Source organism: Sinorhizobium fredii USDA 257, from assembly GCF_000265205.3.
GTDB lineage: Bacteria > Pseudomonadota > Alphaproteobacteria > Rhizobiales > Rhizobiaceae > Sinorhizobium > Sinorhizobium fredii_B.
Map to the genome: position 1 here is coordinate 5,615,620 of NC_018000.1, position 25,325 is coordinate 5,640,944.

At 61.8% G+C, this 25,325-nt stretch carries 20 protein-coding genes; 11 read left to right on the forward strand and 9 right to left on the reverse strand.

Going from position 1 to position 25,325, the window contains the following annotated elements; all coding sequences use genetic code 11:
- The first annotated feature begins 1 nt into the window (after position 1).
- From USDA257_RS26355 to lpdA, 3 genes are read left to right on the forward strand one after another with little or no spacing between them, the layout of a single operon-like run.
- Entirely contained in the window at positions 2 to 1,015 is a 1,014-nt protein-coding gene (locus USDA257_RS26355; protein WP_014766040.1) for an alpha-ketoacid dehydrogenase subunit beta, read from the forward strand.
- 4 nt (positions 1,016 to 1,019) lie between these two features.
- Positions 1,020 to 2,300, forward strand: a complete 1,281-nt coding sequence (locus tag USDA257_RS26360) for a dihydrolipoamide acetyltransferase family protein (RefSeq protein ID WP_014766041.1) — start codon at positions 1,020 to 1,022, stop codon at positions 2,298 to 2,300.
- Positions 2,301 to 2,306: 6 nt separating this feature from the next.
- The gene (gene lpdA, locus USDA257_RS26365) at positions 2,307 to 3,701 is read left to right on the forward strand and encodes a dihydrolipoyl dehydrogenase (protein WP_014766042.1); all 1,395 of its coding nucleotides are present in this window, start codon (positions 2,307 to 2,309) and stop codon (positions 3,699 to 3,701) included.
- Between the two features lie 213 nt (positions 3,702 to 3,914).
- Here lpdA and USDA257_RS26370 read toward each other — a convergent pair whose 3' ends face one another.
- The 5 genes from USDA257_RS26370 to hmgA all read right to left on the reverse strand — a co-directional run bounded on the left by USDA257_RS26370 (position 3,915) and on the right by hmgA (position 9,353).
- A complete protein-coding gene (locus tag USDA257_RS26370) occupies positions 3,915 to 5,096 on the reverse strand; it encodes an acetyl-CoA C-acyltransferase (RefSeq protein ID WP_014766043.1) in 1,182 nt (393 codons plus the stop codon).
- A gap of 104 nt (positions 5,097 to 5,200) precedes the next feature.
- On the reverse strand, positions 5,201 to 6,085 hold the full coding sequence (purU, locus tag USDA257_RS26375; protein WP_014766044.1) for a formyltetrahydrofolate deformylase: 885 nt from the start codon (positions 6,083 to 6,085) through the stop codon (positions 5,201 to 5,203).
- Positions 6,086 to 6,227: 142 nt separating this feature from the next.
- Complete coding sequence (maiA, locus tag USDA257_RS26380) at positions 6,228 to 6,869, reverse strand: maleylacetoacetate isomerase (protein ID WP_014766045.1); 642 nt, start codon at positions 6,867 to 6,869, stop codon at positions 6,228 to 6,230.
- 27 nt (positions 6,870 to 6,896) lie between these two features.
- Positions 6,897 to 7,913 (reverse strand): fumarylacetoacetate hydrolase family protein, encoded by a 1,017-nt coding sequence (locus tag USDA257_RS26385; protein ID WP_014766046.1) that lies wholly within the window; start codon positions 7,911 to 7,913, stop codon positions 6,897 to 6,899.
- Between the two features lie 78 nt (positions 7,914 to 7,991).
- On the reverse strand, positions 7,992 to 9,353 hold the full coding sequence (hmgA, locus tag USDA257_RS26390) for a homogentisate 1,2-dioxygenase (protein WP_014766047.1): 1,362 nt from the start codon (positions 9,351 to 9,353) through the stop codon (positions 7,992 to 7,994).
- Positions 9,354 to 9,436: 83 nt separating this feature from the next.
- Here hmgA and USDA257_RS26395 point away from each other — a divergent pair, with 83 nt between their 5' ends.
- Complete coding sequence (locus USDA257_RS26395; RefSeq protein ID WP_014766048.1) at positions 9,437 to 9,886, forward strand: MarR family winged helix-turn-helix transcriptional regulator; 450 nt, start codon at positions 9,437 to 9,439, stop codon at positions 9,884 to 9,886.
- A gap of 165 nt (positions 9,887 to 10,051) precedes the next feature.
- Here the strand turns inward: USDA257_RS26395 and USDA257_RS26400 are convergent, their stop codons facing one another.
- Positions 10,052 to 10,531 carry an Lrp/AsnC family transcriptional regulator gene (locus USDA257_RS26400; RefSeq protein ID WP_014766049.1) on the reverse strand — a complete coding sequence of 160 codons (480 nt, stop codon included), beginning with the start codon at positions 10,529 to 10,531 and terminating at the stop codon, positions 10,052 to 10,054.
- Positions 10,532 to 10,662: 131 nt separating this feature from the next.
- Between USDA257_RS26400 and hppD the strand changes: the two genes are divergently transcribed.
- Positions 10,663 to 11,781, forward strand: a complete 1,119-nt coding sequence (hppD, locus tag USDA257_RS26405) for a 4-hydroxyphenylpyruvate dioxygenase (RefSeq protein WP_014766050.1) — start codon at positions 10,663 to 10,665, stop codon at positions 11,779 to 11,781.
- Between the two features lie 68 nt (positions 11,782 to 11,849).
- Here the strand turns inward: hppD and USDA257_RS26410 are convergent, their stop codons facing one another.
- The gene (locus USDA257_RS26410) at positions 11,850 to 12,626 is read right to left on the reverse strand and encodes a helix-turn-helix transcriptional regulator (RefSeq protein WP_014766051.1); all 777 of its coding nucleotides are present in this window, start codon (positions 12,624 to 12,626) and stop codon (positions 11,850 to 11,852) included.
- 1,166 nt (positions 12,627 to 13,792) lie between these two features.
- Positions 13,793 to 14,320 (reverse strand): hypothetical protein, encoded by a 528-nt coding sequence (locus tag USDA257_RS26415; protein ID WP_014766052.1) that lies wholly within the window; start codon positions 14,318 to 14,320, stop codon positions 13,793 to 13,795.
- Between the two features lie 508 nt (positions 14,321 to 14,828).
- Here USDA257_RS26415 and USDA257_RS26420 point away from each other — a divergent pair.
- The 6 genes from USDA257_RS26420 (at position 14,829) to USDA257_RS26440 (ending at position 23,909) form a co-directional block, all read left to right on the forward strand.
- A complete protein-coding gene (locus tag USDA257_RS26420) occupies positions 14,829 to 16,544 on the forward strand; it encodes a hypothetical protein (protein WP_014766053.1) in 1,716 nt (571 codons plus the stop codon).
- Between the two features lie 110 nt (positions 16,545 to 16,654).
- Positions 16,655 to 17,116 carry a hypothetical protein gene (locus USDA257_RS38085; RefSeq protein ID WP_223843375.1) on the forward strand — a complete coding sequence of 154 codons (462 nt, stop codon included), beginning with the start codon at positions 16,655 to 16,657 and terminating at the stop codon, positions 17,114 to 17,116.
- An 8-nt stretch (positions 17,117 to 17,124) separates the two neighbouring features.
- A complete protein-coding gene (locus USDA257_RS26425) occupies positions 17,125 to 18,663 on the forward strand; it encodes a type I secretion protein (RefSeq protein WP_223843376.1) in 1,539 nt (512 codons plus the stop codon).
- Between the two features lie 20 nt (positions 18,664 to 18,683).
- Entirely contained in the window at positions 18,684 to 21,023 is a 2,340-nt protein-coding gene (locus USDA257_RS26430; RefSeq protein WP_014766054.1) for a type I secretion system permease/ATPase, read from the forward strand.
- Between the two features lie 7 nt (positions 21,024 to 21,030).
- Positions 21,031 to 22,368, forward strand: coding sequence for an HlyD family type I secretion periplasmic adaptor subunit (locus USDA257_RS26435; RefSeq protein WP_014766055.1), 1,338 nt, complete (start codon positions 21,031 to 21,033; stop codon positions 22,366 to 22,368).
- Positions 22,369 to 22,664: 296 nt separating this feature from the next.
- Positions 22,665 to 23,909 carry a tetratricopeptide repeat protein gene (locus tag USDA257_RS26440; RefSeq protein ID WP_014766056.1) on the forward strand — a complete coding sequence of 415 codons (1,245 nt, stop codon included), beginning with the start codon at positions 22,665 to 22,667 and terminating at the stop codon, positions 23,907 to 23,909.
- Between the two features lie 235 nt (positions 23,910 to 24,144).
- On the opposite strand, the gene USDA257_RS26445 is transcribed toward USDA257_RS26440, so the two are convergent.
- The gene (locus tag USDA257_RS26445; protein WP_014766057.1) at positions 24,145 to 25,188 is read right to left on the reverse strand and encodes a class I SAM-dependent methyltransferase; all 1,044 of its coding nucleotides are present in this window, start codon (positions 25,186 to 25,188) and stop codon (positions 24,145 to 24,147) included.
- Positions 25,189 to 25,325 lie beyond the last annotated feature (137 nt).

A 25,325-nucleotide genomic window follows, 5' to 3' on the forward strand; every position in this document is an offset into this window, starting at 1 on the left:
CATGGCCAGAATGACAATGATCGAAGCGGTGCGCAGCGCCATGGATGTCTCGATGGGGCGCGACGAGGATGTCGTCGTCTTCGGCGAGGATGTCGGCTATTTCGGCGGCGTCTTTCGCTGCACCCAGGGGCTCCAGGCGAAGTACGGCAAGACCCGCTGTTTTGACGCGCCGATCAGCGAATCCGGCATCGTCGGGACCGCCATCGGCATGGCGGCCTATGGGCTGAAGCCCTGCGTCGAAATCCAGTTCGCCGATTACATGTATCCGGCCTATGACCAACTCACCCAGGAGGCCGCGCGCATCCGCTACCGCTCGAACGGCGACTTTACCTGTCCGATCGTGGTGCGCATGCCGACCGGCGGCGGCATCTTCGGCGGCCAGACCCACAGCCAGAGCCCGGAAGCGCTCTTCACCCATGTCTGTGGCCTCAAGGTCATCGTGCCGTCGAACCCCTACGACGCGAAGGGGTTGCTGATTTCGGCGATCGAGGATCCGGATCCGGTAATGTTCCTGGAGCCGAAGCGGCTTTACAACGGCCCTTTCGACGGTCATCACGAGCGCCCGGTCACCCCGTGGTCGAAGCATGAGCTCGGCGACGTGCCGGAGGGGCACTATTCGATCCCGATCGGCAAGGCGGAAATCCGCCGCAAGGGTTCAGCGTTGACCGTGATCGCCTATGGAACGATGGTGCATGTGGCGCTCGCGGCCGTGGAGGAGACCGGCATCGATGCGGAAGTCATCGATCTGCGCAGCCTGCTGCCGCTCGATCTCGAAACGATCGTGCAGTCCGTCACCAAGACCGGGCGCTGCGTCGTCGTGCACGAGGCGACTCTGACCTCGGGCTTCGGGGGCGAACTCGTCGCTCTCGTCCAGGAGCACTGCTTCTATCACCTCGAAGCGCCGGTGGTTCGGGTGACCGGCTGGGATACGCCCTACCCGCATGCCCAGGAATGGGACTACTTCCCGGGTCCGGCGCGCGTCGGCCGCGCGCTGACCGAGGCGATGGAGGCATAGGGCAATGGGCGAATTCATCATCAAGATGCCGGATGTCGGCGAAGGGGTCGCCGAGGCCGAGCTCGTCGAATGGCACGTCAAGCCGGGCGACCCGGTCCGCGAAGACATGGTGCTCGCGGCCGTCATGACCGACAAGGCCACCGTCGAAATCCCCTCGCCGGTATCCGGCAAGGTGCTCTGGCTCGGCGCCGACATCGGCGATACGGTCGCCGTGAAGGCACCACTGGTCAGGATCGAGACCGCCGGCGAAGATGGCGAGCCACCGCCGGACAGCGTTCCGGAAGCGCTTGCCGAAGCCGTCCTGGAAGAGCCTGTTGCCGTCTCCGCCCCACCTGTCCCCAAAGCGCCGCCCAAGCCAGAGAAGGCCGAGCCCCGGCAATCGCCAGGGCCGCGCGAGGCGCCGGATACCGCGAAAAAGCCGCTGGCTTCGCCGGCGGTGCGGCTGCGGGCCAGGGAGCGCGGCGTCGATCTCAGGCAATTGTCCGGAACGGGACCCGCCGGTCGGATCACCCATGAGGATCTCGACCTCTTCATCAGCCGCGGCGCCGAACCGCAGCCGGCCCAGGTCGGCCTGGTCCGCAAGACGGCAGTCGAAGAAATCAAGATGGCCGGCCTGCGGCGGCGGATCGCCGAAAAGATGTCGCTTTCCACCTCGCGCATCCCCCACATCACCTATGTGGAAGAGGTGGACGTGACCGCACTCGAAGACTTGCGGGCGACGATGAACCGCGACCGCAAGCCCGACCAGCCGAAGCTGACGATCCTGCCCTTCCTGATGCGCGCGCTGGTCAGGACCGTCGCCGAACAGCCGGGCGTCAACGCCACCTTCGACGACCACGCCGGCATCATCCACCGCCACGCGGCCGTCCATATCGGCATCGCCACCCAGACGCCCGCCGGTTTGACCGTGCCGGTCGTGCGCCATGCGGAAGCACGGCGAATCTGGGATTGCGCTGCAGAATTGAACCGATTAGCCGAAGCGGCCCGCACCGGCACCGCGACGCGCGACGAGTTGATCGGCTCGACGATTACCATCTCTTCGCTCGGCGCGCTTGGCGGCATCGCCTCGACGCCGGTCATCAACCATCCGGAGGTGGCGATCGTCGGCGTCAACAAGATCGCCACCCGGCCGGTCTGGGACGGGGCGCAATTCGTGCCGCGCAAGATCATGAATCTGTCGTCGAGCTTCGACCACCGCGTCATCGACGGCTGGGATGCCGCCACTTTCGTGCAGCGCCTGAAGACGCTGCTCGAAACGCCGGCGCTGATTTTCGTTGAGGGGTGAGCCAACATGAAGGAAATCTCCTGCAAGCTCCTGGTGCTCGGCGCCGGCCCCGGCGGCTATGTCGCAGCAATCCGGGCCGGACAGCTCGGCATCAACACCGTGGTCGTCGAGAAGGCGAAGGCAGGCGGCACCTGCCTCAATGTCGGCTGCATCCCCTCCAAGGCGCTGATCCATGCGGCAGAGGAGTTTCACAAGCTTCGCGCTGCCGCCTCCGGCAAGAGCCCGCTCGGCCTTTCGCTCGAGGCGCCGGCGATCGACCTCAAGCGAACGATCGCCTGGAAGGACGGCATCGTCGGGCGCCTGAGCAGCGGCGTGACGGGCCTCCTCAAGAAGGCCGGCGTTAAGGCCGTCATCGGCCAAGCGCGCTTCGTCGACGGCAAGACGGTGGACGTCGAAACGGAAATCGGCGTCCAGCGCATTCGCGCCGAAGCGATCGTCATCGCCACCGGCTCTGTCCCGGTCGAGCTTCCCGACCTGCCGTTCGGCGGCAATGTCATCTCCTCGACCGACGCTTTGGCGTTGAAGGAGGTTCCGCAGACGCTTGCCGTCATCGGCGGCGGCTATATCGGCCTCGAACTCGGCACCGCCTTCGCCAAGCTCGGCTCGAAGGTCACCGTGCTCGAAGCCATGGACCGCGTCCTGCCGCAATATGACGCCGATCTCTCGAAGCCGGTCATGAAGCGCCTCGGCGAACTCGGGATCGAGGTCTTCACCCGCACCGCAGCCAAGCGCCTGTCGGCGGACCGACGCGGCTTGCTTGCCGAAGAAAACGGCCGCGCCTTCGAGGTGCCGGCCGAAAAGGTTTTGGTCACCGTCGGCCGCAGGCCTGTGATGGAGGGCTGGGGACTGGAGGAGATCGATCTCGATCGCTCGGGCAAGTTCATCCGCATCGACGACCAATGCCGCACGTCGATGCGCGGCATCTATGCGATCGGCGACGTCACCGGCGAACCGATGCTCGCCCACCGCGCCATGGCGCAGGGCGAAATGGTTGCCGAAATCATCGCCGGTCAGAAGCGCAGCTGGGACAAGCGCTGCATTCCCGCCATCTGCTTCACCGATCCGGAGATCGTCAGCGCCGGTCTCTCGCCGGAGGAGGCACGTGCGGCCGGCATCGAGGTCAAGATCGGCCAGTTCCCCTTCCAGGCGAACGGTCGCGCCATGACGACGCTTGCCGAGGACGGTTTCGTGCGCGTCGTTGCGCGCGCCGACAACCACCTCGTCCTCGGCATCCACGCAGTTGGGCATGCTGTCTCGGAGCTTTCGTCGGCCTTTGCGCTGGCAATCGAGATGGGCGCGCGTCTGGAGGACATCGCCGGCACGATCCATGCGCACCCGACCCAGTCGGAAGGTTTCCAGGAGGCGGCATTCAAGGCGCTAGGGCACGCGCTGCATATTTGACGGCGGGCTGGGCCCGACGCGATCGGCCAACCGAACCCCTCCCCAATCCCTCCCCACAGGTTGGAGGGGCTTTGAGTCCGCTGCGGCCCGCTGCCCCCATCTGGAAACATCGAGTTCCCAAAACCGTCAATTAGAGTGAGTCGGCGCGGCATCGTAAGCCCCTCCCCTTGTGGGGAGAGGTTTGGGGAGGGGCTTTTTTTGATCAGCAAGGTGTTACTGCAACAACTCCAGCCCCACCGCCGTCGCCTCACCACCGCCGATGCACAATGACGCTATGCCGCGCTTGACACCGTTCGCCCGCATCGCATGGAGCAGCGAGACGACAATGCGGGCGCCTGACGCACCTATCGGGTGGCCGAGAGCGCAAGCGCCGCCATGGATATTGACGATGTCGTCGGAAAGGCCGAGGTCGCGGAGCGCTGCCATCGCAACGACGGCGAAGGCCTCGTTGATCTCGTAGAGGCCGACGCTTCCCTTTTCCCAGCCGAGCTTGTCCAGAAGCTTGTCGATGGCGCCGATCGGCGCTGTCGTGAACCAGGCGGGCTCCTGGGCGTGGCCTGCATGGCCGGCGACGATCGCAAGCGGCGTCAGCCCGCGCCGTTCCGCCTCGCTGGCGCGCATCAAGATCAGCGCCGCAGCGCCATCGGAGATCGACGAGGAATTTGCCGCGGTGACGCTGCCGCCGTCGCGGAAGGCCGGCTTCAGCTTCGGGATCTTGGCCGGATCTGCCTTCAACGGCTGCTCGTCGCGATCGAGGTTGGCAGTCCCGCGCTTGCCGCCATCGGTGATTGCCACGATCTCGTCGGCAAAGGATCCGTCCTCCGCCGCCTTCAGCGCCCGTTCGAGCGACCGCAGCGCGAAGGCATCCTGATCGGAGCGGGAAAATTGATAGTGCTGGGCGGTGTCCTCGGCATAGTTGCCCATCAGCCGCCCGGAATAGGCGTCCTCCAGCCCGTCGAGGAACATGTGATCCTTGACCTCGCCATGGCCGAGCCGGAAGCCGCCGCGGGCTTTCGGCAGGAGGTAGGGGGCATTGGTCATCGACTCCATTCCGCCGACGGCAACGCGTGACGCACTGCCGGAGACAAGCGCGTCATGGCCGAGCATCAGCGCCTTCATGCCGGAACCGCAGACCTTCGAGACCGTCGTCGACGGCGTCTGTTGGCCGAGCCCGGCGCCAAGCGCCGCCTGCCTGGCCGGATTCTGCCCGAGGCCGGCGGGCAGGACGTTGCCCATCAGCACTTCGTCGACCGCATCGAGGCCGGCACGATCGAGGGCCGCCTTCAACGCAACTGCCCCGAGCTCCGGGGCCGTCAGTTCCTTCAGACCGCCTTGAAAGGCGCCCATCGGCGTCCGTGCCGCCGAAACGATAACCACCGGATCACGATTGCTCATCTTAGTCCTCCCAGAAGCTTCGAGACGACTATATCCACCGCACGCTGCGAGGCAACGCCGTCGGCATCATACCGTTCAGCAGAGCCGCCGGCTGATACTGGCCTTCAGCCCATCCGTTCCGACGCGTAGGATCCCGGGCTCGGCGGGAAGACCACGACGCGGTTGCCGTTGATGAAGCAGCGGTGGTGGATATGGGCATGGACGGCGCGGGCCAGCACCTGGCTTTCGACGTCGCGGCCGATCGACACATAGTCCTCGGCCGACTGCGCATGGGTGATGCGGGCGATGTCCTGCTCGATGATCGGCCCCTCGTCGAGGTCGGCGGTGACGTAATGCGCCGTCGCGCCGATCAGCTTGACGCCGCGCTCATAGGCCTGCTTGTAGGGGTTGGCGCCCTTGAACGACGGCAGGAACGAGTGGTGGATGTTGATGATCCGCCCCGACATCTTCTTGCAGAGCGCATCCGACAGGACCTGCATGTAGCGGGCCAGCACGATCAGCTCGGCACCGGTCTGCTCGACGAGCTCCAGCAGCTGGGCTTCGGCCTTCGGCTTGTTCTCCTTCGTCACCTTGATGCAGTGGAAGGGGATGTCGTGGTTGACGACGACCTTCTGGTAGTCGAAGTGGTTGGAGACGACGCCGACGATGTCGATCGGCAGGGCGCCGATCTTCCAGCGGTAGAGCAGGTCGTTCAAGCAATGGCCGAAACGCGACACCATCAGCAGCACCTTGGTGCGCTCCTCGGAATCGCGGACTTCCATCGTCATGTCGAAGCGCTTGATGACAGGAGCGAAGCCTTCGCGCAGCTCCTCGAGCTTCGCGCCGTCCTGGCTGATGAAGGTGAGCCGCATGAAGAACAGGCCCGTTTCGAGATCGTCGAACTGCGAGCTGTCGCTGATGTAACAGCCCTTCTCCGCCAGATAGCCGGTCACGGCGGCAACGATGCCGCGGGTGGATTTGCAGGTGACGGTCAGCACATAGCTTTTCATCGATGGGTCTCTCGTTCTTGAGTGTTTCCGCTCGCCCTTATACGGGCAGTCTCGCGAAAACTACCGTGACGATTTGAGACCCGCCGATCCATTCGCGACATCGGCTGGACGGAACGGAACACGCGGTGCGGCCAGGGTGAGTCTAAGGCTTCGCGCGATCGGGATGCGCTCTCGCGAAGCCGTCGATCTCGGCGCAGTGCGCGTCGATGGCGACAATCCGGGGACAGCGGGAAAGGTCGACCTCCCAGCGGCGCGCATTATAGACCTGCGGCATGAGGCAGATATCAGCCATTGTCGGCGTATCGCCGTGGCAGAAGGCGCCGGTCGCGGGGTGATCCAGCAGCCGCTCGAAGGCGGCAAGACCCTCGCCGATGAACTTCTGCATCCAGGCCCGGCGCGCTATCTCGCCGTCCGGAGCAGCCTCCATCACATGAGCGACCACCCCGAGATTGCAGACGGGATGGATATCCATGGCGATCGCATAGGACAACGCGCGCACCCGCTGGCGGCCGATGGCGTCGTTCGGAAGAAAGCCGCTCTCCGGCCGTGTCTCGGCGAGATACTCAATGATGGCGAGTGACTGGTTGAACCGTTGGCCGTCAATGTCGAGCACCGGGACCAGCCCTTGCGGGTTGCGGGCCAGATGCTCGGATGCGCGATGCACCTTGGCGACGAGATCGACCGGGACGGAGCGATAGCTCTCACCGACGAGATTGAGGGCGATCCGCACCCGATAGCTCGCCGACGAACGCCAGTAGTCGTAGAGAATGGTTTCGCAAGTCACGCTGCCTCCGATCGATCCCTCGCACCATCAACCACGCTCGTAACTTGCCACCTTCTGCTCGATCGCGCCGAAGATCGAATGGCCGGTAGCATCCTTCATCTCGATCCGGACAACGTCGCCGAATTTCAGGAAAGGCGTCGTCGGCGCACCGCTTTCGATCGTCTCTATCGTGCGCAGCTCAGCGACGCAGGAATAGCCGGCGCCACCTTCCGAAGCCGGCTTGCCCGGTCCGCCGTCGAGCTTGTTCGAAACCGTGCCCGAGCCGATGATGGTGCCGGCCGAGAGCAGTCGGGTGCGGGCCGCGTGTGCAATCAGTTGCGGAAAATCGAAAGTCATGTCGATCCCGGCATTGGCGCGGCCAAAGGGCTTGCCATTGAGATCGATGCGAAGCGGCAGGTGAAGCTTGCCGCCGTCCCAGGCGTCGCCGAGCTCATCGGGCGTCACCGCGACCGGCGAGAAGGCGGAAGACGGTTTCGACTGGTAGAAGCCGAAACCCTTGGCGAGTTCGCCGGGGATGAGGCCGCGCAGCGAGACGTCGTTGACGAGCATGACGAGCCGGATCGCCTCGCGCGCTTCCTGGGGCGTCGCGCCCATCGCCACGTCGTCGACGATCACCGCGACTTCGCCTTCCATGTCGATGCCCCAGGCCTCGTCGGCCATCAGGATCGGATCACGTGGGCCGAGAAAACTGTCGGAGCCGCCCTGGTAGATCAGCGGGTCGGTCCAGAAACTCGCTGGCATCTCGGCATTCCGCGCCTTCCTGACGAGCTCGACATGGTTGACATAGGCGGAACCATCGGCCCACTGGAAGGCGCGCGGTAGGGGCGAAGCGGCATCGTGCTCGTGAAAACGCATGGTCGGCTGCGAGCCGGTCTCAATCCCCTCGGCAACGCGCGCCAGCCGCGGGCCCGCATGCGCCCAATCGTCGAGCGCCGCCTGCAGCGTGCGGGCGATGTGCCCCACCTCGGAGCAACGGGTCAGGTCTTTCGAGACCACGACGAGCTTGCCGTCGCGGGTAGAATCTTTCAGCGTCGCGAGTTTCATGGTGCTTCCCGATAGATTTTGTTGATCCGCGCCGGACGGCGCGGATTTGGCCAGCATGTCACGGTTCTTCGCCTAAAGTCACTTGATTCCGGGCGTGCCGTCGAATTTCCGCTCGAGCCCCGACCAGCAGTCGATGTAGTCGTTCTGCAGCGTCTCGAGTTCGGCTGCGAACGTCGTCAGCTGTTGCGGAAAACGGGTCTCGAACATGAAGGCCATGGTGTTGTCGAGCTTTACGGGTTTCAACTCCCCATTCGAGGCCTTCTCGAAGCCGGAGAAATCCGGGCCGTGCGCCAGCATCATATTGTGCAGGCTCATGCCGCCGGGCACGAAGCCCTCCTCCTTCGCGTCGTAGCGCCCGTAGATCAGCCCCATGAACTCGCTCATGATGTTGCGGTGGTACCAGGGCGGGCGGAACGTGTGTTCGGCGACCAGCCAGCGCGGCGGGAAGAGGACGAAATCGATATTGGCCGTGCCTTCCTCCCCCGACGGCGCCGTCAGCACCGTGAAGATCGACGGATCCGGATGGTCGAACAGGATCGCGCCGACCGGCGAGAAGGTCTTGAGATCGTATTTGAAGGGCGCGTAATTGCCATGCCAGGCGACGACGTCGAGCGGCGAATGGCCGATTTCGACGACGTGGAAGGAGCCGCACCACTTCACCTGCACCCGGCACGGCGTCTCCTTATCCTCATAGGCCGCGACCGGCGTCTTGAAGTCGCGCGGATTGGCGAGACAATTGGCGCCGATCGGACCGCGATCCGGCAGCGTGAACTTGGCGCCGTAGTTCTCGCAGATATAGCCGCGCGAGACCTTCTCCTCGCCAAGCCGGGTGACCTTGAACATCGTGCCGCGCGGGACGAGGCAGATTTCCGATGGCGTGACATCCATCTTACCGAGTTCGGTAAAGACGCGGATCGCACCCGTTTCCGGCACGATCAGCAGCTCACCATCGGCATTGAAGAAATAGTCGTCTACCATGTCGGCATTGAAGACATAGGCATGCGCCGACATGCCGACCTGGGTCAGCACATCCCCCGCCGTCGTCATTGTGCGGATGCCTTGAAGGAAATTCAGCTCCTCGGTCGGGGCCGGCAGAGGGTTCCAGCGCAATTGTCCGAGCGCCAGCGAATGTTCCACGACATGCGGCGCCGTCTTCCAGTGCGGGTAGTCGATCTTCCGGAAGCGCCCGGTGTGCCGGACGCTTGGACGGATGCGGTAGAGCCAGGAACGCTCGTTCGTTCCGCGCGGCGCTGTGAAGGGCGAACCGGAGAGCTGCTCGGCATAGAGGCCGTACTCGCATTTCTGCGGGCTGTTCTGCCCCTGCGGCAGGGCACCGGGCAGGCTTTCGGTCTCGAAATCGTTGCCGAAACCAGGCATGTAGGCGAGCGCCTGCTCCTCGCCGGCCGCTCCTGCGCGGCGCTTATCCGCCTTGTCCAACATGGCTTGCATCTCCTCTTCAGCGCGGCATATTAGTTGCAAGCGTAACTATTGATTTTGTAACTATCAACTGCGGAGAAGCTTGTTTGACCGATGCGTTCGATTTGGAGGCCTTCCTGCCCTACCGGCTGAATCGGGCGGCGGAATTCGTGGCGCTGCGCTTTGCCGCGCAGTACAAGGCGCGCTACCAGCTGACCCGGCCCGAATGGCGTACGCTCGCGGCGTTGGGCAGTTCCGGCCGCAGCATGACGGCGACCGAGATCGGCGCCCATTCAGCGATGCACAAGACGAAGGTGAGCCGCGCCGTCTTCGGTCTCGAGCAGCGCCGATGGCTGAAGCGCGAAGAGGACGGCCGCGATCGTCGCTTCGAACATTTGGCGCTGACACCCGCCGGCCAGCAGGCCTATAAGGAACTGACGACGCTCGCCGCCGACTACCAGGCGGAGTTGCTTTCGATGCTGGGTATGGAAAACATGGAGGCGCTGTCGACAGGCTTGCGCGCCGTGGAGCGGGCGATGAAGAAAGCCCGTGCATAAGCCCCCTCCCCACAGGTGGGAGGGGCTAGGCGCCCGCGGCGATCGCCTGCCATTTTCCGACCTTCGCGTCCGATGGAAAGGCGTGTTCCGTGGCGGAGACGGTGCGGCATCGGAGCCCTCCCACCTGTGGGGAGGGGAATTCAAATTGCCACAACAAACCCGAACTCACCCTTTCATGCGCTCCGGTATCGGCAGACCCTCGAAGCTCTTCAGCGTTTCCAGCACGATCGAGGTCTTCACGTGCTGGACGCTGTCATGCGGCAGGAGCACGTCATTGACGAAGCGCGAAAGCCCGGCAAGGTCGGGTGTCACGACGCGCAGGTGATAGTCCATCTCGCCGGTCAGCGCATAGGCTTCCAGCACCTCGGGCAGGCCGGAGATGAGCTTGGCAAAACGCTTCGCATTGTCGCGGTTATGGGTGGCGAGCGTCACCGAGATCACCACCATCAGATCGAGCCCGAGCTTCTGCCGGTCGATCTGCGCCTGATAGCCGGTGATGAAGCCTTCCGCCTCCAGCCGCGAGCGCCGCCGCGAACATTGCGACGGTGAGAGTGCGATGCGCTCGGAGAGTTCGTTGTTTGTCAGATGTCCGTCGCGCTGCAATTCGCCGAGGATCTTGAGGTCGAAACCGTCAAGCCGCTCCATTCACGCACCTCCACACCGCCACTTGCACAATTTATGCACGATCTGAGCAAAATCGCGCAAGAATACAAGCATCATGCATCGGATCTGCGCCATACTCCAACAAAGTTCGGAGGAATGAGAGGAGAGTTTCAATGGGACCGTTTCCACATGATGCACCGCCCGCAACCATATCGGCGGACAACCCCGCCGGAACCGATGGCTTCGAGTTCGTCGAATTCGCCCATCCGCAGCCGGAGAAGCTCGAAGAACTCTTCCATCGCATGGGCTACACACCGGTCGCCAGGCACCGGACGAAGAACATCACCGTCTGGCGGCAGGGCGACATCAACTACCTCCTGAACGCCGAACCCGGCTCGCATGCGATGCGCTTTGTCGACAAGCACGGGCCCTGCGCCCCATCGATGGCTTGGCGCGTCGTCGATGCGAAGCATGCCTTCGAGCATGCGGTCGCCAAGGGCGCCGAGCCCTATGCCGGCAGCGACAGGAGCCTCGACGTGCCGGCGATCGTTGGCATTGGCGGCTCGCTTCTCTATTTCGTCGAGACCTACGGCGACAAAGGTTCCGCCTATGAGGCCGAGTTCGAATGGCTGGGAGAACGCAATCCGAGGCCCGCGGGGGTCGGCTTTTACTATCTCGACCACCTGACGCATAACGTCTATCGCGGCCAAATGGACAAATGGTGGGCCTTCTATCGCGAGCTGTTCAACTTCAAGCAGATCCATTTCTTCGACATTGACGGCCGCATCACCGGGCTCCTGAGCCGGGCGATCACCTCCCCCTGCAGCAAGATCAGGATCCCCTTGAACGAGTCGAAAGACGATACGAGCCAGATCGAGGAATATCTGAAGAAGTACAAGGGCGAGGGTATCCAGCACATCGCGGTCGGAACCGAAGCGATCTACGACGCCACGGACAGGCTGGCGGAGAACGGTCTTAAATTCATGCCCGGACCGCCGGACACCTATTACGAGATGTCGCACGAGCGCGTCCACGGCCACGAAGAGCCGATCGAGCGGATGAAGAAGCACGGCATCCTGATCGATGGCGAGGGCGTTGTGAACGGCGGCATGACGAAGATCCTCCTGCAGATCTTCTCGAAAACCGTCATCGGGCCGATCTTCTTCGAATTTATCCAGCGCAAGGGCGACGAAGGCTTCGGCGAGGGAAATTTCCGGGCGCTGTTCGAGTCGATCGAGGCCGACCAGATCCGGCGCGGCGCGCTCAGCACTCCGCCGGCCGCGGCCGAGTAGGGGAAAATCCGTTCAGAAAAGCGCCGCGCACCCTGGCGGGTGCGCGGCGCTTACCTTCGTTGGCTCATTCAGTTCGACCAGCGCCCCCGTGGTGAGCCCAGGTCGCCTTCGTGCCGGAAATAACGCGACGCCGCTTCGGTGCGGTTGCGCACGTTCATCTTCTTGTAAATGTTGCGGACATGCACCTTGACGGTGTTTTCCGAAAGCCCTAGTCGGTCGGCGATGATCTTGTTTTGCGTGCCCATGCAGATCAGATCGAGAATCTGGATCTCACGCGTCGTCAGCATGCCCCTGCCGTTCTCGCTCCTGCGCTCCGGGTCGCTCGACTCGATGACCGATGGCCGTTGAACAGAGGAGCCGCCTCCTGCGAATCCCCGCGGGGCCAATCGCCTGAGCAACGCTGCGGGAAAGTGCTCGCCGCCCTTCATCAGCAGATCGATGGCGGTCAGGCAGACATCGAGGTGCAGGTTCAAGGGCAGTACGCCATGAATGAGGCCTTCATCGACGAAGCCGGCGATCGACGTATCGAGCTCGTCGGCATTCTCCACCACCACGCCGATCGAGGCCTTGGGGTGAAACTCACGGATGATTCTGATGATCGACGGGAAAGTGCTTGCGGGCATGCGGTAGAGCATTACCAGTGCGATATCGACGAGATTGCCGTCGAGCAGACTGTCGGCTTCCGACAGACTGACCACGTCATGGCTTTGAAAGCGGGCGCCGATCGCTTGCGTCAGGCATTCGGCAAGCAGGTCCGCCTTGGCGAGCATTACAATCTTGTTTCTCTTTGTTAAAACTTTGTTGTTATCCTCAAAATTGCTCAGGGTAGAACTCTCACGGTACATTTATCCCTCCTTGGGCATTCCCTGAAAATTTATGGGTGTGAGGCCCCTCTTGAAGAACGCCCTTGTTTAAAAATTTATTCGAATAAAAAACGAATTCCCACAGCGGTAGAATTCGTAATGACTAATGTATCGTAAATATGGGGGATGGGAAACAGCCCAAATGGGTTAGATTGGCAGGGTGACGCTATCTAGACCGTCTGAAATCGAACCAATTTTGGGCCTGTCCACGCAAAGCCTTGGACAAGCGCGTAAGCCGCCGTGCATTTTCCGCTTCCTTCGATCACCCTTTGCTTTTCAGGGGTTCGGCGGACCAAGGGCTGGGGCGGAAAACGGCGGGGCCGTGAGAACATTCAAGTCTAGGATGTAGATCGCGGCTCCGCACGTTCTAGCCTGCTCCGATACCAACAACGGGTTAGCGCCGGCCAGTCGCGCAGTCGATCCGCAGACCCATATGCCAGCCCGCGCGCATCACTCCCCAACTCTCGCGGTCGCTCGATCCGCGCCGTTGGGACCCCAACAGCGGCTCAACGCGACGGGTCGGAGCGGCGGTGACGGATTCACAATGTTAACATTGTCTTAACGTGCATGGCACGAAAGCGCATCCCGGCCGACCGGGCACAGCCAGACGGCAGTCCGTCTCCCCGGCGCCCGATCCACCACCGCAAGGTCTCGGTGTCGCCGTCACGATGCCACCCCGAAACGCATGCGCTCCGTCAAGCGGCTGCCTAGACTAACCATAATTGGTATCTATCGCTTCCTTACATTCCGGACCACACTGCAATGGTCGCACGGCGTTTTGTGCGTCCCGGATAGTGTCTTGCGTAGGTTCGGAAGTATTTATATTGCGTTCACATGACTAATCGTATGACTTCTTATTTCTGACGTAACAATTTGGACAGAGCCGAACCTCTGTCGCACAATTATATTGGAAAAAGAAATAGAAGATATCGAGACCCGCAGATGGATGATATCGCATTCCTCTGATTGCAGATGAGCCAGCGCCATAAGAATCCTAAATGAGATGAAAGGGTTTCGGTGCTGGCTCCCTCTCCTCACGCCTCTCTTCGGACTCCGGCAAAGCCAAGCAAGAATTGACCCAGTGCTGTGTCATAGGCGCGGATCACCGCGGTCTTAAGGGAAGCATTTCGTCCTTCCGTGCCCTCCCGTTAGCGCGGGAAGGAATGTCGCTCGACGATATCCCAGATCCCCTTGTTGATCTTCATGATCTGATCGATCGCCTCACTGATCCTCGCCAGTTCGGCATCGTCGATCTGCTCGATCTTGCCGTATTTGATCGTTTCCTTGCTATCGAAGATGGCCATCAGCTGGGTGCTCGCCTGATCCCCGGTCTCGTCGAAGGAATAGATGCAATGGCTGTACTTGTTCCTGAGCTTCGCCTGCCTGCCCAGCTGCTGCGTCACGGCCAGGATCTCGTGCCTACGATCGGATGGCGTCTTAGCCATCTTCGCAAACCGCTCGACGAGCTCGATGCGGGCGCGTGTCGTGTTCAGCGTCAGGAAAATAATGACCGCGGTTTCCTTGTCCACATTCGCAAGGCCCGCAATCAGGTAGATAAGTAGGCTTTCCGTGTTCGTCCACGTGTAGTTCAGCTGCCCGATCAGAAGCAGGATCTCGTGAAATCGCTTCATGGGCCCTGTTTGCCGCTGCCGAACACCTCCAGCAGGATCGCTCATATCCGCCTCCCATTCATTTCTTCCGGTTGAATAGGTTTGGGCTTTAAGTTTGCCTGCCGCAAGTAGCCCCAACGGAGTATAAACGCAAATCCATTCTTAAAATTGATCTTTTCTCAGAATACCTTTCCGCATGCGATCAACCTGGGGCTGACTAGCGCCCGCCACGACGACCCGACGGGCTAGCTCGAACTGACAGCTTACATTTCCTTCAACTTGGCAACAGACTGCCCGGGCAAAACGACGAGCAGGGAGGCTCGAGCCTGGGGACCGACACTGCGCACAATGCACAGGCGTCCTTCGAGAGGCCCGACGAGCTGCTCCACGATGGAGGAGGGCATCTACCACGACAATTTGAATGTCTGATCCCCGGTCGCGCTTGGCCGCCGGTGATCGAAATTCTTCACTGAAATAACTTTATTCATTTTCAACACCTGGACCGCACATCCATTAGCCGCGTGAGAGAAAAAGGTGGCTTGGTTGTCGCGGCCTCAATCTGAGGAAGACCATTATGGGCACCAACGACAAGACTTTCCTGTGGCCGTGGGAAGACCAATCACAGGATCAGACGCAGGACCAAGCTCAGGCCGAGCTGCAGGCACAGCTGGAACTGCAGAAGCAGGGTCAGGGACAGGACCAAGGACAGGACCAGGGGCAGGGGCAGGACCAAGGACAGGACCAGGGGCAGGGCCAAGGACAGGACCAGGGGCAAGACCAATCGCAGTCCAGTGAATCCTACAATGGCAACAAGAACGGCAATGCCAATGGCAATGGCAACGCCAACCTGAACGGTAACGGCAACCTGAACGGTAACGCCAACCTGAACGGTAACGCCAACTTCAACGCCAACGTCAACAAAAACGAGACCGAGGTTGACGTCGACGTGGACAGCAAGACTGAAGTCGACGTCGATGTGGACGTGGACCTCGACGGCTATAAGCCCTCGGATGACGATTTCGTCGACATCGACAACTCGACCATCGAAGGAATGGCCAGCATCAGCTTCAAGGACATCCTGAATGGCTCGCTTGACGGCGCCGGCAATGACGTCGGTAACGTCTTCAGCCAATCCGCCATCATGTCGGATGACGACACTCTGTCTGGCGTTACCAACAGTGGCACCTTGAACCAGAACGGCAGTGCTACTGGCGGTACTGCAAACTCCGAAGACGGCATCGACGCCGAGGCCGACGGTGGCAACGGCGGTGACGATGCCGATGCCGACGGTGGTAACGGTGGTGACGGCGGCACTGCGATCGGCGGCTTCGCGGGTGGCGGTGAGGCCGAGAGCGAGGCCGAGAGCGACGCGGACGGTGGCAACGGCTATGGCGGCGGCGCTTTGAGCGTTGGCGTTGGCGTTGGCGGCGACAGCGGCGACGCGAACGGCGGTACGGCAAACGGTGGCACCGGTGGTGCCGGCGCTGCGGGCGCAGGCGTCGGCCTCGGCCTCGGCCTCGGCCTCGGCGTCGGTGCCGCAGCCGGCGGTGACGGCGGCAACAGCAACGCTGGCGATGGGGACGATACCGGCGACATCGAGAGCGACGAAGCCGAAGCCGAAGACGCCGGCAACGGCGGCGACGGCATCGATGCCGACTTCGGGATCCCGATCCTGAACTTCGGTAATGACGGTGGCGACGGCGGCGATAATGACGGTGGCAACAGTGTCGCTTTCGGAAGGACCGGCGACTCGAATGGCGGCAGCTCCGGTGATGCCGGCGACGGCGGCAATGCGCTTGGTGCTGGCTTCGGCGCCGGATCGGGCGTCGGCCTCGGCGCCGGCATCGGTGGCGACGGCGGTAACGCCAATGCTTCCGCGGATGGCGGAACGACCGGTGACGGCGGAGCCGGAAACGGCACAAGCACGGCGACCGGCGGTGAAGGCGATGGCGGCCTCGCTCTCGCCGGTGCATGGGCTGGCGATGCCTTTGCCTCAGGCGGCACGGGCGGTGCGGCGAACGCCGGTGGTGGCGGTGGCGGTGGTGCAGGTGGCACTGCCACGACCGGAGACGGCGGCAATGGCAATGCCGGCACCTGGGGTTCCCACAATGGCGACGATAGTTTCCTCGAAGGAATCTCCTCGGCATCGGCCGATGCGGTGATCGACACCAACGCCTTCAACCAGCAGATCGTGCTTGGTGCCAACCTGCAGGGCAACACCATCGACATGACGGTCGTCGGCGGCAACTACAGCTCGACGGCCATCGGCGAAGACGAAGACGCCGCATAACAGTGAGGCGACACTACCGGTTCGCAACTTCGCAATCGGTCATTGAACTGGACTGCGCGGGTTCGCCCCGCGCAGTCCACCAGCACCGAAATTAAAAAAGGGGGCTGACAATGACCCTGTATTTCGACAAGACGACCGAGGCGATCGCCCACTTCGTCGGCCTGTTCGCCATAGCTCTTGAAGAAATTCGCCTGCGCGACGCCTATGAAGAATTCAAGGCTCACCAGAAAGCGCAAGAGGAGCCACCGCAGCTCCCTTCCGTGCCGGTCACGGTAAAGGCACCCTACGAACTCAAGGATTTCGACCCCCGTATTCCCTACCGTCCGGCGGAGCCGGAGCAGGTCGAGCCGACCCCGGGCCTCTATCCCGGGCTTCGTCCCCCGGAAATACCGATTGCGCGGCCGGGTGCAGAAATCGACACCCCCCCGTTTTCACCCGCGGCAGCTCGAGCTCGTCATCCGCGGGCGCACCTGAATTTCAAATCGATCCGCCCGGTTCCGTGGCAGTCTACGCATCGCAGCAGATCCGGCTTTCTGACAACGACTCCGTTAATCTTGGCGGCCACGGACTGAAGTTTTCCGTGCAGGTGGACAACAGCGCCCTGATGAACGATCTCATCGAAGCGGCGCGGCAGATTTCTCCGCTCGGCGGCGCGGAGATTCCCGGTTCCCCGGAGGAGATCGCCACCTTCATCAGCACGACGGCTGAGCAGCTTGAGGCCTTTACCGCGGAACAGGACGGACAGGAAGGCACTGTCGTCGCGAAAGGCGAGACGGTCGAAGGCACCTTTGTTAACGGAGAAATCGTAGAGGAGGCGCCGAGTCTCGATGACTACCTGCCGCCACCCGAGGAAACACCGGACGACAAGACGGCCACCTCCAGTCACGCCAGCGGCAACTTCACGGCGGGCCAGGGCAAGGTCTCGATCGAGGCATCGGTCGAGCTGGAAGCGGGCGGCAATACGCTGATCAATTCCGTCGAGCTGACGAGCAACTGGCTGCAGTCGCAAGTGCTCGCTGTCGCCGGCGACCATGTCGAGCTCAACGCAATCGTCCAGATCAATGTCCTGTCCGACAACGATCTCTTGAGCCCCACCCTCAACGGCTGGAACCTCGACCCGGGCAAACCGACCGAGGCCTTCAACATCGCGATGTTCAAACATCTCGACCCGGAGCCTAGCAATGAAGAGCAGGTCGGAGCCGGAGGCTTTCCGACGGCTTGGGCGATTACCGAGATCAAGGGCGACCTCTTGATCATGAACTGGTTCGAGCAATTCACATTGATGACAGATGAGGACACGGCCATCCTGGCATCGGCCGGCACGACCACTTCGATCATCACCGGCGACAACACCGCGATCAACAATGTCTCCCTCGCGGAGCTCGGACACTATTACGATCTCATCTTCATCGGCGGCAATGTCTACGACGCCAACATCATCCAGCAGTTGAACCTCCTGCTCGACAACGACCTGGTCGGTGCGGTCGAGGGTTTCGGCACAAGCGGCAAGGGCTCCGCCTCCACCGACGGCAACCTGCTCTGGAACGAAGCGGGGATCGTCGAAGCCGGTGGCGCGTCCAGCGTCAAGCCGATGCCGAAATCCTATCTCGACGCCTTCGGCGATCTCGCAAGCGGGAAAAAATCGCTGCCGGACGGCGTGCTAAAGGATGGCGCCTTCGCTGGTATGGACGGCCTGCGGGTGCTTTATATTTCAGGCGACCTCATCAACCTCAACTACCTCAAGCAAACCAACATTCTGGGCGACAGCGACCAAATTGCGCTCGCCATGAGCAAGCTTGTCGCCAATTCGGATGCGGACTGGACGATTTCGACGGGTTCGAACGCCTTGGTCAACTACGCCGGGATCATCGACGTCGATGCCGGCCAGACCATTTATACGGGTGGCACCGCCTATTCGGACGAGATCCTGATCCAGGCCGAACTGATCAGGACCGAACCTTACCTCGGGGGCCAGGATCCTGACGCGCTCGTCAGCGAAGCGGTTGCCTTCCTCGGCGAGGACATGATGGCCCCCGATTCCGGCCCGCAACCGCCGGATCATGCGCCGCCTCCGCTCGATACGACGAACGCCGATCCCATGCATAGCATGCTGGCCTGATCGGACCGCGAGGGGCGACGATGACCGACGACCGCGATCCGTCCTTTGAACATTTCACGATAAACGGCGACGAGGCTGCGGAGGAGGCGGATTCCTCGCCGCAGACGCCGAAGGCGGAGGCTGCCCGGCAGCAATTGCTCCGCAAGATCGACCGCAGGGAAGATATTTTGGATCGCACTGTTAAGGAGTTCGACCAGGTGATTGACCAGCTTCGCGGCACGGCGGCCGCAAGAACCAGCCAACAAACCGATCATGACGATACGGCCGCACCGCCCGTTTGCGAACGGCGTGCGGCGCCCGAGGTCATGCAACAGACAGTCATGCAACAGACAAGGACGCCCCCGCTGATGGCCGATAACGCGAACACCGCGCAAATCGTGCCTGGCCCGCATGGAGGCGATGCCGGCCAGCGTCCGCCCGTCCAGGAGGCCCGCAAGCCGGAGCCGCGCTTCGAAAAGCCGAGCGTCGAGACGAGGGCTGAAGTCAAGGACAGGTCTTCAATACCGGGTATGGTGGTGATCGACGGCGACCGCGGCCCCATCAAGGCCGAGCCACGATCCCCCGACAAAGGGGGCTCCTCGGGCGGCGGCGGGGGTGGTCATGGCGGCGGAGGCGGAGGCGTTTTCCATAAACGTCTCGGGCCGGTCGATTTTTCCGCCAGTCTCAAGGCCGGTTTGCAGGCCATCAAGCAGAACCTGATGGTCGTGATGGTCTTCACGCTCGCCACCAACGTGCTGGTGCTCGCCATACCGATCTATCTGTTTCAGATCTCGGACCGCGTGCTGACCAGTCGCTCGATCGACACGCTGGTCATGCTCACCGCGCTGATCATCGGCGCGGTCATTCTGCAGGCTGTTTTCGACGGAATCCGCCGCATGATCCTCATGCGGACGGCGGTGGAGGTTGCCGCTCAGCTCGGCGCGCCAATCCTCAGTGCGGCGGCCCGAGCCTCGCTTCACAGCAACGGGCGGGAATATCAGACCCTTGGCGACTTGCAGCAGCTTCGCTCCTTCCTCGTATCGAGCACGCTGCTGTCCTTCCTCGACGCCCCGATCGCGCCGTTCTTCGTCCTGGCGGTCTTTCTGATCCACCCGCATCTTGGCTTCATCGTCATTACTTCCGCCTTGTTTCTCCTCATTGTCACCTTGGTGAACCAGAGAGCGACCGCCGCTCCCTTCGGCGAGGCCAACACCTTCCAGGGCAAGGCGAACCTCCATCTCGACTCCATGTCGCGCAATTCGCAGATCATCAATGCGCTTGCGATGATCCCGGAAGCCGTCCGCATCTGGGGGAAGGACATGGCGGGATCGCTAAAGGCGCAAGTCGTGGCGCAGGACCGCAACATCGCGCTTGCCTCGCTCTCCAAAGCCATTCGGCTGCTCACCCAGGTCACCATGCTCGGCTGGGGCGCCAATCTCGCGCTTCACGGCCAACTCACTGGCGGCATGGTAATCGCCGCATCGATCGTCGCCGGCCGTGCGCTCGGCCCGATCGAAGGCGCAATCGAAGGCTGGAATCAGGTGATCCAGGTGCGCGCCGCCTATGGGCGCATCGCTTCGTTGCTCCAGAGCTCGCCGCTTAATTTTGAGCGGCTGAAGCTGCCGCGCCCCGAAGGGCGCCTGGACGTCGAGCGGCTGCTCTTCGTCCCGAACGGCACCAAGCGCGTGGTCCTCAACGGCGTGACGTTCTCGCTCAACCCTGGCGACTCGCTTGCCGTGATCGGCAGTTCCGGAGCTGGCAAGACGACGCTCGGCAAGATGCTTGTCGGGTCCATCCTGCCGACATCTGGAAATGTGCGCCTCGACCTCATGGACTTGAGGAACTGGGATCAGCGCCAGTTCGGCGAAAGCATCGGCTACCTCCCGCAGGACGTCCAGCTCTTTCCCGGAACGATCAAGGCCAATATTGCGCGCATGCAGGAGGACGCCACCGACGCCGACATCTATGCGGCCGCCAAATTGGCCGACGTGCACGACATGATCGCGTCACTGCCGCACGGCTACGAGACCTTCGTCGCGGCCGACGGATCACCGCTTTCCGGCGGGCAAAAGCAGCGCGTCGCGCTTGCCCGGGCTTTCTTCGGCAATCCGCGCATGGTGCTGCTGGACGAGCCGAATTCCAATCTCGACAGTGCCGGCGAGGCGGCGCTGACGCGGGCACTTGCCCATGCGAAGAAGCAGAAAATCACCGTCGTTACCATTACCCAGCGGCCCGCCCTCCTCAACAGTGTGGACAAGGTATTGCTTCTAGTGAACGGCACCGTAGCGCTTTTCGGCATGCGCCAGGATGTGCTGAAGGCCCTCTCCTCGCGCGGCATGAACTTCGAGGGCAACCCGGTCGACCACAATCAGCTTACGTAGGCACCCCATGACAGACATAGTCAAAGTTTACGATCTTGCATGGTATTCAGAGGTTCCGCGGTCGATCTGGAAACAGACCACCATCGGACTGGTGCTCATGGCAGTCACGTTCGGCGGCTTCAGCCTCTGGTCCTTCACGGCGCCGCTGGCTGCGGCAATCATCGCTCAGGGCAGTTTCGTCGCGACCGGTCAGAACAAGGTCATCCAGCATCTTGAAGGCGGGATCATCAAGGATATCCTGGTGAGCGAGGGTGATCATATCGTCGCCGATCAGCCGCTGCTACGGCTGGACGAGACGGCTGCACTCGCCAACCAACGCCAGCTCTTTCTGCGCCGGGCGAGGCTGGAGGCGATCATCGCCCGCCTCATGGCCCAGGTGCAGGGTCTCGACAAGATCGAACTGCCGAAAATTCTTGTCCCATATCTGCAGGATCCGGAGATCGAGCCGATCATTCGAAGCCAGGAGCTCAATTTTCGGGCCTGGAGAAGCAAGCTGGACAGCGAAATCGGACTGTACAGGCAGAATATCGAGGGTTTCCGCTTCCGTGCCGAAGGCTACCAGCAGCAACTCGCGGCGGTTCGCCAGCAGCATACCCTCCTCGAGGAGGAGTATGCGGGCAAGAAGTCGCTCCTCGACAAGAACCTGATCCGCAAGACGGAAATCAAGAGCATCCAGCGATCGATCGCGGACGCCCAGGGACAGACCGGCAGACTGACCTCCGAGATTTCGGAAATCGGCTCGCAAATCTTGAAACAGGATCAGCAGATCCGTCAGACGGAGGAAAGCTATCGCGAGGCGGCCCTGGAAGAGCTCCAGAAGGTGGAGGCCGAACTGGACTCCGTCCGCGAGCAGTTGACGGGGGCCGCCAGCGTGCTGCGCCGCGCCACGATAAACGCTCCGGTTACCGGCACCGTCGTGCGCCTGTACTATCATACGGCCGGCGGTGTCATCGAAACCGGCAAACCGATCATGGAAATCCTGCCGTCGGACGTACCGCTGATCATTGAAGCGCAGGTCCTCCGCACCGAGATCGACAGCGTCAAGATCGGCCAAAAGGCGACCGTAAGGCTCAGCGCGCTGAATCAGCGGACGACGCCGGTGCTGAACGGCGAGGTCTACTATGTCTCCGCCGACTCCATGCCCGATCCGGCAACCAACGGCACACAGGAAGTCTATCTCGCCAGAGTGAACCTGCCGGTGAGCGAAGTCTCGAGGATTTCCGGCTTCGTCCCGACGCCCGGCATGCCAGCCGAGATTCTCATCCAGACGGCCGAGCGGACCTTCTTCGACTATCTGACGAAGCCGATCCGGGACAGCATGGCGCGCGCCTTCATGGAGCGATGAAGCAAACCAGCTGCGAGCGACGCCGCTTGTTCTCACGAACCCGGCCGCTTGACGCACCGGGCGTCAGGCGGTCGGCGGCATTGTCTGCAGTCGCAGACGACTTGTCTCGCGGCCTGCGCGTTCTACGAGGCCAAAGGGCCGGGCTATTGCTCACCCGACTACATCCCCTGGGTGCCTAGCTATTGCAAAATAACCCGAAATTGCTATTATTCCAATCTTATTGCTGACTTATATATCTGTGACTTCTGCTGCATAATTGAAATTTATTTCATTATTTATTTTTATGCGAGGAAGCTATGTTTACAGAAATTATTGAGCGTATTGAGGACTTTGAGAATATTCGGAAGTCTTGGGACGAGCTCTACCATAACGATCCCGACTCTCACCCTTGCCTTTCCTGGGATTGGCTGCGGCAATACCTCCCTCGGCAACAGAGGTGGTTCATCCTGGCCCTGAAACGATCCGACGATGCGGATTACTGCGCCTTTCTTCCGCTTCGTGTGGCAACCTACCGCGACAAGAGCAGCGGTCTTTTCTGCGATGAAATTCTATTGATCGGCAATCACGGCTCCGGCCGCACCGGCCTGCTTTGCTCGCCGGGGCTCGAGAATGAGGCGGTCGATGCGTCTGCCAGCGTCATCCGTCGCGAGAACTGGGCAAGCCTGCGGTTCGATTCTCTCGACCTCGCCTCCGACCGAACCGAACGATTGCTCCACGCCTTTGCCGACGAACAGTTTGTCCGCGAGGACGACGGCGGCGAGAGCGGGATCCGCATCCCGGAACAGCCTGTGCGCCACCTCATCGTCAGAACGCGGACGGGCCGCAATCTTCACGACTGTCTGAATCACCGCAGCATCGACTTCGTCTTCGAGCGCGCCATGGACCTGCACAGCCGAGGCAAGCTGGACGCGGCGGAGACAGGCTATCGGCAAGTGATACATGCGGCTCCCAAGCATATCTATGCCCGCTACGGCCTGGCACAGCTCTGCACCGAGAAGGGAGACCACGCCGAGGCGGAACATCTCTATCGCGGCTTGCTGTCGGCGATACCGGAGGCGGACAAGATCCAGCACCGGCTGGGCGACGCCCAGATGGCGCAAGCCTGCTACCGCGAGGCGAGCAAGACCTTCGAAGACCTGCTTGCCCGCCACGCGCATCTCGGCCTCGTCCGTTACAAATTGGCCGTCTGCCTTCTGGCCGCAGGCCAGAGAGACGCCGCGATCGCCACGTTTCTGAGTTTCGAAGAGATCGCTTCCGATGATCCGGAGCATCTTCGATGCAAGCTCAGAGCGCGGGAGGCGGTGTTGCGCCTTAAATTGCGCTCGGCGATGGAAGAGCAGCGAGAAGCTAAGCGAACGGCCGCCACACCGCTTGCTCAGGCGGGCGGTCGGTCCGGCGAAACCCCATCGGCACCGGCAATATCCGTCCGGCTCCTGCCGCCAGCGGCTCTCCTCAAGCCGTCCTTGCCCGGGGGCGCCTCCGCCCACCTGCATGCAAGGCCGTTCCGATTCGACTCCACTGGATCGAAACGGAAGCATTGAGACGCTGAGCGGCACCCGCTTTTCCATCAGGCCGTTTGGCTGTGCTTTGCAGCCAAACGGGGCATTTCGACTCCGAAATGCCCCGAGTTTCTACAGCGCCGTGCATCTATCAGGCGCACAAGGCCGCGGTACGTTACAGCGCTGCGAGTTTCTTCCTTAAATCGGCTGCGATTCACGGAAATACGCAGTGGTGCAGGTATAGACTGAAGACTCGAGAGACGGGCTTCGGCGATGGCTAAGACCGCTTCTGCAGGATGCCGTAGACGATGTTGCGGTTGGCGCCGAATTCCAATCGCGCATTGACCGTGTTGCGGTCGACGCTCGCATTGATGATGCTCCACATATCCGCTTCCGAGCGCAGCAGCAGCGCCCAATTCATCAACGTCTCCATGTAGCCGTCATCGCTGATGTCGCGGGCGAAATTGGCGAAGAGGAAGACCCCATTGGGCTTCAGCATTTCCAGGCATCGTTGCGTGAGCTTCACCGCCACCTTATCGGCCAGGTAGTCATAGAGGCCGGCGGCGTAGATGAAGTCGAACTGACCCAGTTCCTGGGACCTGGTCAGAAGGCCGCGAACGGAACCGTCGATCGCCTCGACGCAGGTTCCCCTGAAGTCGCGAACCATCGAGCCGACGCTCAAGGGGTCCTGATCGAGGGCAACCCAGCGCTTTATCCGCCGCTCGCGCAATACCACCGAACGATCGGCCTCGCGCAGATGTCCCGCCGCGATCGTCAGAATTTCCGTCTCAGGGCCCTTCTCGGCCGCAATCGCGTCGACATGCCGGGTCAGGAGGTCGCGTCGTTCCCGCACGGCGACCGACGACGGCGCATCCTTCGTGTAGTTGTAGAGGGTGCGGCCAAGCGGAGAGGCCTTGGCAATTTCGTCCGAAACGCTCGGATGACCATAGATGAAGTCGATCAGCTGCGCGTCGCCGGAATAACCGCGTGGTTTCCGGAAAGACCAACGGGTGAACGGGTCCTCATGGAAGTAATTCGACACCGGATGGTTCTGGACGATCGGGATCAGCGCTTGCCAGACGCTCGGATCGAACTTGCGGCGTATCCCATGAAGTGCGCCGATCAGCTGGTGGATAATCACCGGCGGATCGCGGCGCTGCTCGATTTGTTGCTGGGCGATCATAAGCGCCAGTGCGACTTCGGCTTCGCCGGTTGCCAGCTGCTCGTCATGGCGATCCGTCTTGGCTGTCGAGAGTTCGGTTGTAATGGCGGTGGGGGTAATCAGGCTTTCGCCGTCGAGGGCAATCTGAATTTGGGTCACGCGAGACTCATCCGTTAATAGATCGTTAACAGTATGCGCAAGATCACGGAGCGCGCCAAATCCAATTTCAAACTATCGAATAATATGGTTAACAACACATCCGACTGACCTATTTCGCTACACTATTACGTGCGTCT